General features: G+C 61.2%; 14 protein-coding genes. 9 read left to right on the plus strand and 5 right to left on the minus strand.

Annotation, left to right across the window (positions count from 1 at the left end; genetic code table 11):
* Positions 1–12 precede the first annotated feature (12 nt).
* Both GJB56_RS20305 and GJB56_RS20310 read right to left on the minus strand, forming a co-directional pair.
* On the minus strand, positions 13–891 hold the full coding sequence (locus GJB56_RS20305) for a crotonase/enoyl-CoA hydratase family protein (protein WP_020971163.1): 879 nt from the start codon (positions 889–891) through the stop codon (positions 13–15).
* A gap of 45 nt (positions 892–936) precedes the next feature.
* Positions 937–1,536, minus strand: coding sequence for a TetR/AcrR family transcriptional regulator (locus GJB56_RS20310; RefSeq protein WP_021331692.1), 600 nt, complete (start codon positions 1,534–1,536; stop codon positions 937–939).
* 117 nt (positions 1,537–1,653) lie between these two features.
* Here GJB56_RS20310 and GJB56_RS20315 point away from each other — a divergent pair, with 117 nt between their 5' ends.
* Positions 1,654–2,295, plus strand: coding sequence for a nucleoside/nucleotide kinase family protein (locus tag GJB56_RS20315; protein WP_069145397.1), 642 nt, complete (start codon positions 1,654–1,656; stop codon positions 2,293–2,295).
* A 176-nt stretch (positions 2,296–2,471) separates the two neighbouring features.
* Here the strand turns inward: GJB56_RS20315 and GJB56_RS20320 are convergent, their stop codons facing one another.
* Entirely contained in the window at positions 2,472–4,106 is a 1,635-nt protein-coding gene (locus GJB56_RS20320; RefSeq protein ID WP_113682737.1) for a N,N-dimethylformamidase beta subunit family domain-containing protein, read from the minus strand.
* A 256-nt stretch (positions 4,107–4,362) separates the two neighbouring features.
* Here GJB56_RS20320 and GJB56_RS20325 point away from each other — a divergent pair, with 256 nt between their 5' ends.
* From GJB56_RS20325 to GJB56_RS20335, 3 genes are all read left to right on the plus strand, one after another.
* Positions 4,363–5,409, plus strand: a complete 1,047-nt coding sequence (locus GJB56_RS20325; protein ID WP_069145395.1) for a LacI family DNA-binding transcriptional regulator — start codon at positions 4,363–4,365, stop codon at positions 5,407–5,409.
* Between the two features lie 90 nt (positions 5,410–5,499).
* The gene (locus tag GJB56_RS20330) at positions 5,500–6,366 is read left to right on the plus strand and encodes an alpha/beta hydrolase family protein (RefSeq protein WP_113682738.1); all 867 of its coding nucleotides are present in this window, start codon (positions 5,500–5,502) and stop codon (positions 6,364–6,366) included.
* Between the two features lie 336 nt (positions 6,367–6,702).
* Complete coding sequence (locus GJB56_RS20335; protein ID WP_113682893.1) at positions 6,703–7,068, plus strand: ANTAR domain-containing protein; 366 nt, start codon at positions 6,703–6,705, stop codon at positions 7,066–7,068.
* 136 nt (positions 7,069–7,204) lie between these two features.
* Here the strand turns inward: GJB56_RS20335 and GJB56_RS20340 are convergent, their stop codons facing one another.
* Positions 7,205–8,539, minus strand: coding sequence for an MFS transporter (locus GJB56_RS20340; RefSeq protein ID WP_113682739.1), 1,335 nt, complete (start codon positions 8,537–8,539; stop codon positions 7,205–7,207).
* Complete coding sequence (locus GJB56_RS20345; protein WP_020909525.1) at positions 8,539–10,254, minus strand: amidohydrolase; 1,716 nt, start codon at positions 10,252–10,254, stop codon at positions 8,539–8,541. The genes GJB56_RS20340 and GJB56_RS20345 overlap by 1 nt, the downstream gene beginning before the upstream one ends.
* A 224-nt stretch (positions 10,255–10,478) precedes the next feature.
* Between GJB56_RS20345 and GJB56_RS20350 the strand changes: the two genes are divergently transcribed.
* The 5 genes from GJB56_RS20350 to GJB56_RS20370 all read left to right on the plus strand — a co-directional run bounded on the left by GJB56_RS20350 (position 10,479) and on the right by GJB56_RS20370 (position 14,851).
* The gene (locus GJB56_RS20350) at positions 10,479–11,381 is read left to right on the plus strand and encodes an Lrp/AsnC family transcriptional regulator (protein WP_046379499.1); all 903 of its coding nucleotides are present in this window, start codon (positions 10,479–10,481) and stop codon (positions 11,379–11,381) included.
* A gap of 79 nt (positions 11,382–11,460) precedes the next feature.
* A complete protein-coding gene (locus GJB56_RS20355; RefSeq protein WP_020909527.1) occupies positions 11,461–12,117 on the plus strand; it encodes a FadR/GntR family transcriptional regulator in 657 nt (218 codons plus the stop codon).
* Complete coding sequence (locus tag GJB56_RS20360; RefSeq protein WP_113682740.1) at positions 12,114–12,917, plus strand: class I SAM-dependent methyltransferase; 804 nt, start codon at positions 12,114–12,116, stop codon at positions 12,915–12,917. The genes GJB56_RS20355 and GJB56_RS20360 overlap by 4 nt, the downstream gene beginning before the upstream one ends.
* A gap of 56 nt (positions 12,918–12,973) precedes the next feature.
* Positions 12,974–13,525: an acyl-CoA thioesterase gene (locus GJB56_RS20365; RefSeq protein WP_020909529.1), complete on the plus strand. Its 552-nt coding sequence runs from the start codon at positions 12,974–12,976 to the stop codon at positions 13,523–13,525.
* A 45-nt stretch (positions 13,526–13,570) separates the two neighbouring features.
* A complete protein-coding gene (locus GJB56_RS20370) occupies positions 13,571–14,851 on the plus strand; it encodes an NAD(P)/FAD-dependent oxidoreductase (RefSeq protein ID WP_230091027.1) in 1,281 nt (426 codons plus the stop codon).
* Positions 14,852–14,853 lie beyond the last annotated feature (2 nt).

Below are 14,853 nucleotides of genomic sequence, written 5' to 3' on the forward strand. Positions count from 1 at the left end.
CACATCCACTTTCTATCGTGAAGGGGTGTCGGATTCGGGGAGCGGCCCGCCTCCGTCTGGAATCTTGCGGCCGGAATCGCGGTACTGCACCGCGGCGTGAAATCCGTCGCGTTCGGCAAAATCCTTGAACCAGCGCCCTTCCGGCGAGTGGCGCGTGATTCCGTCGAACAGGGTTGCCAGCACCTGGGTACCCTGCAACCCCATGTTGTCGTACGCCTGATTGATCATCATCTTCTGCATTGCCAATTGATTGAGCGGGACACCGGCGATGCGATCCGCCAACGCCTCCACCGCAGCGTCCAGTTCGTCGGCCGGCACCGATTCGAGCGCCAATCCCCAATCGGCGGCGGTGACACCGTCAATGGTGTCTCCCGTCAACAACATTCGCTTGGCGCGTTGCGCCCCGAGGCGGTACACCCACATAGCTGTGGTCGGGCAACCCCAGACGCGAGCAGGCGGGTATCCGATGCGGGCGTCGTCAGCCATGATCAGCATGTCGCAGGACAGCGCAATATCGCTTCCGCCTGCGACTGCATGACCCTGAACTTTGCAGATGGTCGGCTTGAGCGATCGCCAGAGGGTGAAGAAGTCGTCGGTGTTCTGCTTCATACCCCGAAAGTCCTTGATGGGGTCCCACACCGGGCCTTGATTCCACTTTCCGTCGAGATCTCCTTCGGCGAACTTCTTGAGGTCGTACCCGGCGCAAAACGCCTTGCCTGCGCCTTGCAAGATGATCACGCGAACGTCGTCGTCGTCATTGGCCGCCGCAACTGCATTTCGGATGTCCGACGGCATCCGATCGTCGATTGCGTTGAGCCGATCGGGGCGGTTCAGGGTGATGTACGCCTTACCACCAGAGGTCTCGTATTTCAGGGTCGCAAAATCTGTCATCATCGGTCCTGTCGATCGAGCGCATTTCGAACGAAACGAGTTGCGCTAGTTCTGGGTGAGCAGCAGGCGAACTACGCCCGCCCATTGACTGATCGAACGACGCGCAGAGGCATCGCTCTTGTGTACCGCCCGGGACAACGCCAAACCACGGAGCATCAGCACGGTTAGATCTGCAATTTGCGAATAGTTCTCGGAAGCAACAATTTCAGGCCCGAACGCGTCATGGACAACTCGCTGCAAATCCCGCCCGGCGACGCGCTCCGATTCGCGGAGAACCTCCGCCAACACCGGATCCGTCCGAGCCGCCGACCACAGTTCGAGTTCCGCTTGGAACGGCGGCTGAGTCAACGCCGAATACAAAGCGGAGATCGAGTTCTCGATCGTATCCACCGACGGGTCTTGTCGAGACATCGCCGACCTCACCGCCGCCTCGTTCCGCACGACGATGTTCGACACCAACGCGGCAGTGAGCTCCTGCATATTCGGAAAGTGGTGCAGGAGAGCGCCCCGACTGACTCCGGCAGCCGTTTGAACCGACTGCGTCGTCAACGACGAATACCCGTCCGCTATCAGTAAATCCGTTGCCGCATCGAGAATCCGGTGGCGCGTGGCTTCGCGCTGCGCGTCACGCAGGGTCACGGTCACACCTCCAGTCTCTCGAGTGGCATGGCTCACAGTTTCACAGTCCATTCAGACTGTCAACGGTCGAAGACCTCCGGCGTACCCTCGATCCACCGGACCTCGGACTGATCGGAGCAACAAGTGAGGACCTCACCGCCGACCGTCTCGCTGACGCTCGATCAACTTGCCTCACGCGCCGCTTCACTGATCACCGACAACGGCCGATACATTCTCGGCATCGCGGGAGCCCCCGGAGCCGGGAAATCGACGGCTTCACAGGCAATTGCGCAGAAACTGGACTCACTCTGCACCGTCGTCGAGATGGACGGCTTTCACCTTGCCAATCGGGAACTCGACCGACTCGGCAGGCGTGGACAAAAAGGCGCTCCGGAAACTTTCGACGCCGACGGATACGCGGCGCTTCTACACCGCCTCCGATCCGAAGACTCCATTGTGTACGCGCCCGTCTTCGATCGCGAGATCGACGAATCAATCGGCAGCGCAACCGCTGTCGAGCCTCGAACGCCGTTGATCGTCACCGAGGGAAACTACCTCCTCCTACCAAACGGCAGCTGGCCACAAGTACGAGCGGCGATCGACACCGTCTGGTACCTCGAGGTTCCGGAGGCGACACGCACGCAGCGGTTGGTGAAACGCCACAGCCGCTTCGGGAGGAGTTCCGAAGCGGCCGCGGACTGGGTGAGACGGGTGGATCAACCGAACGCCGACGTAATCGCAGCGGCCAGGTCACGTGCGGATCTGATCGTGGAGATCCGCACGTGACTGCCGAAGTTCGGCAGCTCCCCACACCCACCCGTCATCCAACTGAACGGCGAAGACTACGGTAGTTTGGATTAAAAACCCTGGTCAAGTCGATTTCCATCTCCATACATACGTACGTATGAATCCTCCTTCGGCCATCATCCTCGGGCAACAAACTCTACCGCTGGTCGCCGCCGTCAGTCTGTCTCCTCAGTGAAACTCGACAGTTGCGCAGCAAACAGATTCAGTACGTTTGCGGTTATTCGTTCGGTGAAAGGATCCCGGTGAATCAGTCCACTGACCCACTCGGTCGTCCCGGCATTGAAAACGGTTCCGAGACCGCGCTGATGTGTCGCCACCATTCCCGAACCGTATTCGAACTCGCGCAGATGCTCGGGGAGTTCTCTCCCATAGGCACTTTCGAAGATTCCCGACAACTCGGCGAAGGGCGCACCAATCGGAACGGTGCCGTTCCAGTTGTCCCGTGACCCCGAAACTGCCGGCGCCATTGCGATGATTTCCAGATCCTCTGGTGCACCGTCGACACCGGTGGCGTACGGCAGACCCTTCCTGAACGTGTAGTCCGCACCGTCCATTGCGAAGGCAGCAATACAGACCGGCGCGATTCCGAAGTTATCACCGTAATACAGGTCGGTTCCGTTCAATGCCCAATGGTCGGGCCGGTATACGGTAAAGCCGCCGGATGACCTCGGAGTTGTTGCGCCGTAACGGTTGTACACCCCCGCCATCGCGGTCAAACCCATCGTCCACGCGCCCGGCCGATCAATCTCGGGGGAATCCCATGCCGTGGTGACGCGGGTGGGGTCTACTTCTCGTATGGGATCGTCGAAGGGGTTCTTGTAACAAATCTGCGCGTCACCTTCGATGCGTACCTGCCACAGGAAGTTCCCGCCGAATCGCGCCAGGCCGCCTCCTCCTTCGACAAATGCGTCGAGACGATCACGCATTTCCCACGACCAGTACTCGTCGTGACCGACGACGACTGCACACGAATATCCGCGCAGCGCTGAAGGATCCTCATGTAGGTCGTGCTGGGTGATGTGGTGTACGAGAAACGCTTGCTCCTCCGCCCACACCGTGAACGGGCGTTCGTACGTCGCCCAGAATGCGTCGGCGTGATGGCGCGAGTATCCGTTCACCCAGGCCCATTCGTACGGCGGGTGCCGCGGAACCCATCCGATTCCCGGCATATCGGTGTGAATGTTTCGCGCTGCACCTTCGGGTTTGCGCAACATCCCGCGCGCGATGGGACGCTGCGTCGACGAAATCGGTGTCGCCACGTCGCCGAAACCGTCCGGGGCACCACGGAAATTGTTGGCTCCGCCCCAGTCGTTGTAGGCCAACATCGTGCTCGTGGTGTGGATGAGGACCATGTCAGCGTGCTCGGGTTCACGTGCCTTGACAATGAAGAAGCCCTCACGTTCGACGACCACACCTTCGTGACGCATTCGAACCAGGATCAGGTACATCCCCGAAGCCCAATTCGGTGCAACGGTGAAGGCAACGGATTCCGACCAATCACACCCGGTCGCATAGGCGTCGTCGGGCGTCGACTGTTGTTTTCCTGGTAGCCCGATGTACTTGACGATGCTCTGTGGGCGCGCGCCGTCACGCACCACCTCGATGTCGTATTCGTCAGCGGTGGTGTGGACCCGCACCGAGACGGTGTCACCGGCGAAGTAGGAGAACTTGTCTGCGTAGACCCAAATCTCAGGCGCTCCCGGAATCAATCCCGGCCGTTCGACAAAGCCACCAGGGGCCGACCACGCGGCAGCAGCGCCCGCGCGACGCGGACGGGTTTTCTCGATCATGGGGGTAACTCCGTGGATCGTCGTATTTAGGCGCATGGACTGGGAATGAGGGTGCCCGAGGTCGACCGAATTTCACTCGAAGTTGTCCCGGTGTTCTACGAAAGTGCCGAAACGTTTCGGCATAGTCAATAGCTCTGATGAAACGATTCGGCGAATTTTCTTCGACTGAACAATCGTCCGCCAGGTTCCCCCTGCTGAAACGATTGGGCGTTACTCTTGAGTAGAAACCGCCCAGCAACTAGAGGACGCGACCCCGATGATCACGCCGAACGTCCCGACGCTTCGCGATGTCGCGACAGCCGCCGGCGTCGCCGTGTCCACAGTTTCCTACGCACTCAACGGCAAGGGCAGAGTCGACTCGGCCACCCGGGCGCGTGTTCAAGAGGTTGCGGATCGCTTGGGTTACCGAGCCAATCGGTCGGCACAAAACCTTCGCTCGGGTCGAACCGCCACCCTCGGGTTGATGCTCCCGGCACCGGACGAGCCTTCCTCGGCCGAATACCTCAACTTCGACTGGTACGGCCGCGTGGCGACCGCCGCCACACAGGCAGCGTTCCACGCCGATCACTCACTCCTGTTGTTGCCGTCGATGAAAGACCCGAACGGACTGCGTCGCATCGAGATGGACGGTGTGATCGTCGTCGACCCGATGATGCACGACCCTCGCGTCGACATCTTGGAGAAACTCGGAATACCTTCTGTCGTAGTGGGTCCCGGCAACCCCGAGCAATTCGGATGGAGTATTTCGCCGGATCTCTTCGCCACGACCGAAACGCTCTTGAACCACCTCACCGAACAGGGCGCAACGGATATCCTTGTCCTCAATCCCGGAATGGATTCGGCATGGACTCGCGCAACGACCATCGCTTACCTCCAATGGTGCCGCATCCACGGCGTGTCGCCCCGAGCCGCCGACGACCTGGCGTCGTTCGAGGGCGTCAATTCCGTCGAACAACTCGTCGCCGCGGCATACACGGCGACTCACAAAGCACTGACATCCGAGAATCCCCCTGACGCGATTCTCTCGGTCATCCTCGGTTGCGCCCCCGCCGCTGCACGAGCGGCGCTCGATCTCGGCCTGTCAATTCCCGGAAGTATCTTGATCGCCCAGGACAGCGACGAGCCCGCTCTACTGATCTCCGATCCCCCGATCACCGCGGTCGACTTTTTTCCCGAAGAACAAGCGGCGTCGGCAGTGGAGGCACTTCTTGCACTGATCGACGGTGACGAACCCTCTGCGCCGACCCACACGCGTAGCGAACTACGCATACGAGCAAGCACCGCAAATTCGCTCACCCCATGAATTCACTCGGCACCGATAGACTGATTTCCTGACAATCGTCCGTCGCAGACCGAGAGGAATCAAGCCATCGCGCACCGCTCCCGCGACCGCTTGGCCAGGTACCTCGCCGTAGCGCTCGTCTGCATCTTCACGCTCGTGATCTCGGTCGCCAGCGCCTCCGGTCTCGACCGCGATGTCCCTCCGGTGCGCATCGCTTACGCCGCTGCCGCAGATACTTTCGGCGATCTGTATCTCCCACCCGGATCGGACGGCGACCTGCCAGTCGTCGTATTGATCCACGGCGGCGGCTGGGCGCAGAAGAGCAATCTGGAGTACGCGGGTGCGTGGGCAAAAACGCTGACCCCCTACGGAATTGCGGTCTGGAACATCGAATACAGACGTATAGGTGGGCAGGGCGGTTGGCCGACTACTCTTTCCGATACCGTTGCGGCGACCAACGCGCTTGCCGACATCGTTCAGGAAAAGGCCTCCGGGCGACTGGATTTGGGTCGCGTGCACATCGCCGGATACTCCGCGGGCGGACAACTGGCCGCGTGGGTCGCGTCGCGACCACAACAGGACACGGATGCTCCCGCGCCTGACCTCACCGTGCCGATTCGTTCGGCGACGATCATGGCCGGCGTCTTCGACATGACACTCGCCGCAACCGCGGGCAAAGATCGATTTGTTCGAAATCTTCTGGGCGGCATGCCGGTCGATCATCCTGACCGTTACCGCATCGCGTCACCGATCGAACATCTCCCCACCGGGCTCCCCGTCACGGCGATCCACGGACTCGGCGACAAGGTCGTGTCGGTCGAACAGAGCCGGCGCTATGCCCGTGCCGCACGAGCAGCAGGCGACGTGGTCGACCTGATCGAACTACCCGGCGTCGGCCACGGCGACTTCGGCAACCCGACAACCAACGCCTGGGCTATCACCAAGCAAGCAATAATCGATCACGTAAACACTCCTTGAGCAGGTGAAACCGTCTACTGTGAGCATGATCGCCCGCAAAAGGATTAGCTGAAACCAACTCCATGACGTACGGTGGGGTTATCAGAGGGCAGCCGTCAGTCAGGCAGCCGGTCGCTTCGCCCGGAACGACAGTTCCAATATTCGTTCCAGGGGCAGACTTCCAGTTCGGTGCAAATCCGCGCCTTTGATCACTACGCACTTTCATCAGTCCCGCAGATTGTTGACCAGGCCGAAGGCTCCGACAGAGTCCGCCGCCAATCGCGTACCGACTGCACCAGTATCAACATGCGCTACACACCGCACGGGTCCAAAACCCTTGCGGTTCAAAGGAATACCTTGTACAACACCATGATTCACCCCGACGACACGAACAACCAGACGAACAGTGTCCCGACAAACGGACTACGGATCCCGACCAATTCGGGCCGTCTCCGCGAACGGGCTCTCGAAATTGTCTGCACGCTCTACCGCTGCAGCACAGACGAAGCCGCCGACCTGCTGCTACGACATTCTCAGACCAACAACCTCAAGGTCACCAGCCTGATCAAGGCGCTTGTCGCCTTGATCGACGAGGACACCTCCGGCACCGGCTACGGAAGCAACAACGCGCTGGCGTCTCACTTCTGGCTTCGCGAGATCAGGAATCTCAGCCAGGCCCACCGACGCAGCGATCACTTTCACCGCCATCTCGTCGGCGCGTAACAGTCGCTGAACGACAACTGACCTGAAACGACAGCTGGGGCAGTACACGGAAATCGTGTACTGCCCCAGCTTCGTGTTTTCAGTTGTCAGGCGGAAGCCGATTCTCGGCAGTCAGGCGGAAGCCGATTCTCGGCAGTCAGGCGGAGGCCGATTCCTTGTTCAGGTCCTGCCGGACGTCTTCGGTATCCGTCGCCTCGTCCACATGCTGCGGAGCGAAGAGCAGGCAGACGATGCTCAGGATGCACATGCCGATCAGCAGTGCGATGACCGGCCAGATGCTGCCGGTTGCCTTGTACATCAGCGTCGACACCAGCGGAGACAATCCGCCGAAGATCGCGCCGGCACCCTGGTACGCCAACGAGATACTTGTGTAACGAGCCTGCGGCTTGAACATCTGCGAGAGAACGGCGGCGATCGGACCATACGTGGCAGCAAGCACCAGTCGCATGACCGCAAACGTCAGGAAGATCAGGAACACGGATCCGGACTTCAGCACCAGGAACTGCGGCGCTGCGAGTATTGCGACCGCAGCAAGACCCCAGATGACCACGCGGACGCGCCCCACCTTGTCGCCGAGCCACGCAACTCCCAGGGTCGCGATCAACTCGACCACTGCAGCGACACTGAGCGCGTTGAGAATCAGCGTCTCCGACAAGCCGACGTCGGGGTCGGTTGCGTATGCCGTGATGAAGGTCGTCACGAGGTAGTAGCCGCCGACTGCGACCGGCAGAATGCCGATACCGAGGATGATCGGACGCCAGTTGGTCACCAGCGCGTACTTGAGCGGCAGCATCTCCGGAACGTCCGCGGACTTCACCTCGGACTCGAAGACCGGGGACTCCTCGACCTTCAGGCGAACGACCAAGCCGACCAGAATCAGCAGTGCCGAGCAGAGGAACGGCAGACGCCAAGCCCACTCGCGCAGAGCGTCGTCGCCGAAGGTGGAGAGAATGCTGAAGAAACCGGTGGCAAGAAGGGCGCCGGCCGGGTTGCCCAGCTGAGCGAATCCGCCGTAGAAGGTCTTCTTGTCCTCGGGAGCATGCTCGACAGCCATCAGGACTGCGCCACCCCATTCGCCGCCAACGGCGAAGCCCTGGACGAAGCGGAGTACGACCAGCAGTAGCGGCGCCCAGAACCCGATCGACGCGTACGTGGGCAACATGCCGATGAGGAATGTTCCTGCACCCATCAGCGTCAGGGTGACAACAAGAGCGGTGCGTCGGCCCATCTTGTCACCGACATGGCCGAACACGATTCCACCAAGGGGGCGGGCGAAAAACCCGACGGCGTACGTCGCGAACGCCGCCGCAACGCCGGTCAGGCGATCGGTTCCGGGCGGGAAGAAGATGTCACCGAACACCAGGGCGGCTGCCGTGGCATATACGTAGAAGTCGTACCACTCGATGGTTGTACCGACGAAGGCTGCAAATCCCGCCTTGCGGGCCTTCACGATCTGTTGCTCTCGGTTCATTACTTTTCCTCGGTGGTCGAAGTGCTCGACAATAGGTGGTTATAACCTGAATGTGCGAGTTCGCCGTCGATCCAGGTCTCCCGGACCTCGATCTGCGCAATCGCGTCGGCCGGAACCTCGAGGAGATCCGCGCCCAGAATCACGAAGTCGGCCCGCTTGCCGACCGAGATGCTGCCAAGTTCCGCTTCACGGCCCAGCGCACGCGCGCCGTTGAGCGTGTGAGCCTGCAGTGCCTGGTCGGCGGAGATGCGGAGTGCATCGGAGCCGAGCTGATGGCCCTGACGCGTCACACGAGTGACGGCCGCCTGAATGGCCTCGAGCGGCTTGGGCTCTGCGACCGGGGCGTCGGAGCTGATGGTCACGGGAACCTCGGCAGCGATGAACTCCCCGAGCGGGTTGAACCGCTCGCCCGGAGTGCCGATCGCCGCGGTGACGCCCTCACCCCAGTTGTAGTAGTGCTGCGGCTGGTTCACCGGGTAGACACCGGCCAGGTTCATCCGGGCGATCTGCTCGGCAGTCGGGAGTCCGCAGTGCTCGATGCGGTGACGCGCGTCGGCGTCGGGGTGAGCCTTCTGCGCTGCTTCGATGGCGTCGAGCACCATGTCGATGGCGGTCGGCGACTGTGCGTGTGTGGCGGTCTGCAGACCCACGGAGTGTGCCTTGGCAATGAGCTCCGAGTAGTCCGCCGGCTCATGGTAGAGCTGCCCGGTGCGGCACGGGTCGCCCACGTAGCCGTCGGGGAAGTATGCGGTCCAGCCGCCGAGAGTGCCGTCGGCGTAGAACTTGATGCCGCCGAACGCGAGCCGCGAATTGCCGAAGGCGCCATGCATTCCCGTGTCGATGACGTGATCGAGGAGATGGCTGAGCATGTACATGCTGACACGCGTCTTGAGCTGATCCTGCTCGGCCAGACGCAGGTACATGTCGAATTCACGACGCGTCACCTGGCAGTCGCCGATGGTGGTGACGCCGCCGGCCAGGAACTTGTCCTGAGCGACCGACAGCTGGCGAAGGTGCTCTTCCGGCTCGTCCTCGAGATGGAAGTTGGGTCCGTGATGGCCGACCTTCACACCGTTGACACCGGTGAGGATGTTGCACGCGGCGTCGGACAGCTCGCCCGTCAACTCGCCGTCTGCATCTCGGAAGAACTCGCCACCGGCCGGGTTCTCAGTGCTCGCATCGATGCCGTGCTTGTCGAAAGTGAAGGAGTTGACGACGCCGCCGTGACCGCTCGCGTTCATGAGGTAGACCTCGCGATCGGTGGCCACCTGATCGAGCTCTTCCTTGAGCGGATGACGCCCTTCGATCAGGTTGCGGTGCTCATAGCCGTATCCGCGAATCGGGACACCTGCAGGAGCTGTGAGTGCCGCTTCCTGAAGCAGGGCAATGATTCCGGGAATCGAGTGCGCCTTCTCCGGCCCGCAGTCCACCCAGCTGAGCATCTGTCCGTACATCAACGGGTGCGCGTGCGGATCGACGAATCCGGGGACGACGGTGGCGCCGTCGAGTTCGACCACCGCGGTCGTGCGAGTGCTCAGGCGTCGCGCCTCCGTGCGGCATTCCTCGAGTGTCCCCACCGCGGCAAAGCGGTTTCCGAACACCAGGAACGCTTCGGCTCCCGCCGTGCTGTCGTCAACGGTGTGGATCTTGGCGCCGGTGAAGATCGTGGCGGTGGCGTCGAGCGGCGAGGCTTCGTGCGTGTGCAACTTGCGCATGGTGGTCCTTCGTCGAGATGGTGGTGCAGGTCACTGCGTGTTGAGCGAAAACTACGCCCTGACCTGGAGCTATGCAATGCATCAAAGTTTCAGACCAGGTGGTACACAACTTTTTTGTACAAGTTTTCGAGCATTTCTGCACTTATCCACATCATCTATGCCCACATGCGACTGTTCTAATAGGAAGCTCATACAGAAAAATCTCTGGAAAAGTTGGGGCATCCATGACGGTCGATCTCGATTCCAAGCTCATAGCTGCTCTTCAACGCAATGGGCGAGCGACGTACCGCGAACTGTCCGTGGCGGTCGATGCCCCACGCGCGGCAGTGTCCACCAGGGTGCAGGCACTACTCGACTCGGGAACGGTGTCCGTGGTTGCCGTCGCACACCCCGAACTTCTCGGCCTGAAGGCACTCGCACACGTGTCGATCGCCGTGTCCGGACCGATGACCCCGGTACTGGACGCGTTGATCGGATCCGAGGCTGCGGTCTACATCTCGGCAGTCAGCGGGCAGTACAACGTGATCGCAGAACTTCGGGTGCCCAGCCACGACGATCTGTACCGCGCCATCGCCGAACTCCGCTCACAGCGTGGCGTCAGATCCGTGAGCACGCTGGTCTACGTCGACGTCATCAAGGGAATCTTCATGCCCGAAACCGCTTTACAAGCCGACATCCGACTCGATTCGACGGACGTCACCTTGATCGAACTGCTCGAACGCAACGGGCGCATGCCATTTCTCGAGCTGGCCGAACACACCGGCCTGTCGCCGAGCGCTGTGCGCAATCGCGTCAATCACCTGATCGCGAGCACGGCACTGCGCGTCGGCGCTGTCGTCAAGCGGCGAGGTGGTGGCCGGACGCTGGCGATGGGCATCGGCGTCAATCTGGGCTCACGGGACGACAACGCGGTATCGGAGATCGAGTCCCTGCCCGGAATCGAATTCCTCGCGCGGACCCTGGGACGGTACGACGTGATCGCGACGGTCGCCGCCAACTCGTCCAACGACCTCCATGCCCTGTCCGAGCGAATCCGGGGCATCGACGGTGTCAGCGGCTTGGAATCGTGGGCGCATCTCGAGGTCTTCAAGGAGCACTACGCCCGCAGCCTGGACGTACGCGGATAATTCCCAAGTCATTGACCCACTCGTGAGAGCACGCTAACCTCGGACAAAGTCATTGACTCACTTACCCGAGGTGGCACACATGTCCGACTCCGGACGCAAGGTAGACATCGTCGCTGCGGCGATCGAGGAGGCGATATCGACCGGCCGATGGCCCGTCGGATCGAAACTCCCGCCGGAGACCGCACTGGTGGAGGAATTGGGAGTCGCCCGAAACACCATGCGCGAAGCGGTACGGGCGCTTGCACACGCCGGAGTTCTGTCCGTTCGTCACGGTGGCGGCGTGTACGTCATGGCGGCGTCGCCGGTCGAAGGACTACTCGGGCGCAGGCTCGCCAGAGGTGACGTTCTCGACGTACTGAGCCTGCGACGCGGACTCGAAGTCGAAGCCGCGCGACTTGCAGCGCAGCGCCACACCCCCGAAGATCTCGCGCGGATACATGCAGCCTGGAATGCCCACCCCGGTCACGTCGGCGGCTTCACTGTCGAAGCCGGCATGGCCCTGCACCTTTCGATCGTCGAGGCGTCCCACAATTCCGCACTGATCGACGTCTACCGGGGAGTCCTTGCCGCCGTGACGGATTCGCTGTCCGCCGTCAGTGTCGGTCCAGGTTTCCACGTCGACGAGCACCGACCCTTGATCGCTGCCATCGAGGAACGCAACCCCGACGAAGCAGCGCGCGCGGCGGGCGCAGCGCTCGATACGGTCATCGACGCAGTCGAAAGGAGCTTGGCGTGAATCAGGGAAACTGGAACGGTACGACCTATTCGCCTCTTGCCGAGCAACTCTCACCGGCATCGACGGAGGCACTTCGCTCGATCGGGCATGTGAGCACGGTGTACGACGTCTGCGCCGGAACCGGGAACTTTGCGCTCCCGGCGGCTCAGTCAGGCATGACGGTCCACGCACTCGACCTCTCCGCCAGCCAGCTCGAGGTCGCACGCGAACGCTGGATTCCCCACCCCGACACTACCCAACCCACCTTCACGATCGGCGATGCGCAGTCTTTACCCTGGCCGAATTCGAGTGCCGACGCCTGCGTCAGCATCTTCGGGATCATCTTCTGCCCCGACCCCTCGATTGCCCTCGCAGAGATGATGCGGGTGACCCGGCCAGGCGGAAAGATCTGCGTCGCGACGTGGTCGGAGAACGGGTGGGCAGCAGCACTCCGCAGAGAGGCCGCCTCGGCGTGGAATGGCATCACACCACTACCGACGACATGGTCGAGCTCGAGCGAATTCGAGAAGGCAGCAGCTGGATTGGAGTCGGTGAGCTCGGCCTCCCACCTGATCGAGTGGCAACTACCAGCCGGATCGGATCCCGTCGAGGAACTGTGCGACCAGGCACCGGCGTTGAAGAACTTTCGCGAGGCCGTTCGAAGCACAGGGAATTGGGCTTCGATGTCAGCGCACCTCCGCTCGACGCTCGAGCCCTATCTCAGGTCGAGCGCGGCCGGCCCCGTCGCCACCAGCGAATACATCCTCCACGTTGGCACTGTCCCGAACTCTGACACCGCGCTCTTCCGAACGCGCGGGTAACCCTTTTGGCCGGATACGGTCTCTTCACCGTCCACCGACCCGAAGAGGCCCGCTCGATGTCCGAATCGAACTCCCTGCCCGAATTGAAGCAAGCATCGCAGCAAGCATCGAAACAAACCTTGTCCATGACCGTCCTCATGACGCCGGACATGTCCAATTTCTCGGGCAACGTTCACGGCGGAACGATTCTGAAGTTTCTCGACCAGGTCGCCTATGCGTGCGCGAGTCGATACGCCCAGACGTACGTCGTGACCCTGTCGGTGGATCGTGTGGTGTTCCGCGAACCGGTGCATGTCGGAGAACTCGTCACGTTCAGCGCTTCGGTCAATTACACCGGGCGCACCTCGATGGAAATCGGAATACGCGTCGAAACCGAAGACATTCTTCTCGGAAAATCTCGACACACCAATAGTTGCTACTTCACGATGGTCGCAATGGGCAGCGACGGAAAACCGGCCGAGGTACCCCAACTCCGGCCGACCGGAACAATCGCGAGGCAGCGATTCGAGGCCGGTCGTCGGCGTCGTGAACTGCGCAGAGAGAACGAGCTTCGTGAACAGTCCATCCGGGCCGCGGTTCGGGACTTAACGCCCGAACACGATGACTAAATCCAGTCAAATTTAAGTTATAACCTTATGCATTAAACTGATCGAGTGACTTCGAAGGCACGGGAAAACTATGACGTTGTGATTGTCGGCGCGAGCATCGCAGGATGCGCGGCCGCAATCATGTACGCCCAGCAAGGTCTGCGGATAGCGCTTCTCGACGCTCGCTCCGACATCCGGGCGCACAAAGTCCTGTGCACTCACCACCTACAACCCTGCGGTGCCCCGATCTTGCAACGACTCGGCGCCACGGAAAAACTGCTCGCCCTGGGAATGGTGGAAACCGTTCCGAAATTCTGGACCCCGTGGGGAATGATCACCCCTGATGCTGCAGAGAACTCACCGCCGCCTGGATTCAACGTCCGAAGGGAAACTCTCGACCCCCTCCTGCGCCGACTCGCGAACGACTACCAGAACGTCGACCTTCTTCTCGGACATCGTGTTTCCGGACTACTGACCACGAACGGCACTACTGCAGGCGTCTACGGCACCGAACAGGGTTCGGCCTTCACTGTCGAAGCACGATTGACCGTCGGAGCAGACGGCAAGGATTCGACCGTCGCACGATCCGCGCGTTGCGACTCGGTGAGTGCGTCCAACGGGCGCTTCAGCTACTTCGCTCAACTCTCCGGACTCGAACGACCCGACGGAGAATCTTCATTGTCGTGGTTCATGGATCCCGACGTCGCCTATCTGCTCCCCAACGACGGCGGAATCAGCGTGCTGGTCGTCTTCCCTGCCCTCGACAAGCTCGGCCCGTTCACTGACGACCTGTCTACTGCTTTCCTCGCGTACGCCAACGCATTACCCGGCGCTCCGCCCGTTCGCCGAGAGCACATCGTCGGGAAGATCGTTGGTACCAAACACTTCTCCACAATCCTCACCGACCCGGTAGGTAACGGGTTCGCACTCATCGGCGACGCCGCGGCAACCAACGACCCGTTATGGGGCATCGGATGCTCGTGGGCACTGGAGACCGCTCAGATGCTGGTCGACGCGACCGCCCAAATGCTGACGGAGACGACGTCACACACACTCGACTCGCATCGGAACGTGAACGCTGCCTTGGCCGAATACCGCAGTGCCAGAGCGAGTATGACGAAACACATCGATTACATGAGCGGTTACGCCGGTGGGCGAAAGTTCACCGCGATCGAACGTCTGCTCATCTCCGCGGCCACACATGACCACGACGAAGCCCAAAGGTTCTACTTGTTCGGTTCCCGGTTGATACCCGCCGAGCAGTATCTCTCGACTCGCTCGGTCGCGCGGGCAGCACAAAAACATCTCAGACACCGTCTGCGTCGTAGATCTGTGGCCGGGACGTAATC

The sequence above is a fragment of the Rhodococcus sp. AQ5-07 genome (assembly GCF_009707305.1).
Lineage (GTDB): Bacteria > Actinomycetota > Actinomycetes > Mycobacteriales > Mycobacteriaceae > Rhodococcus_F > Rhodococcus_F erythropolis.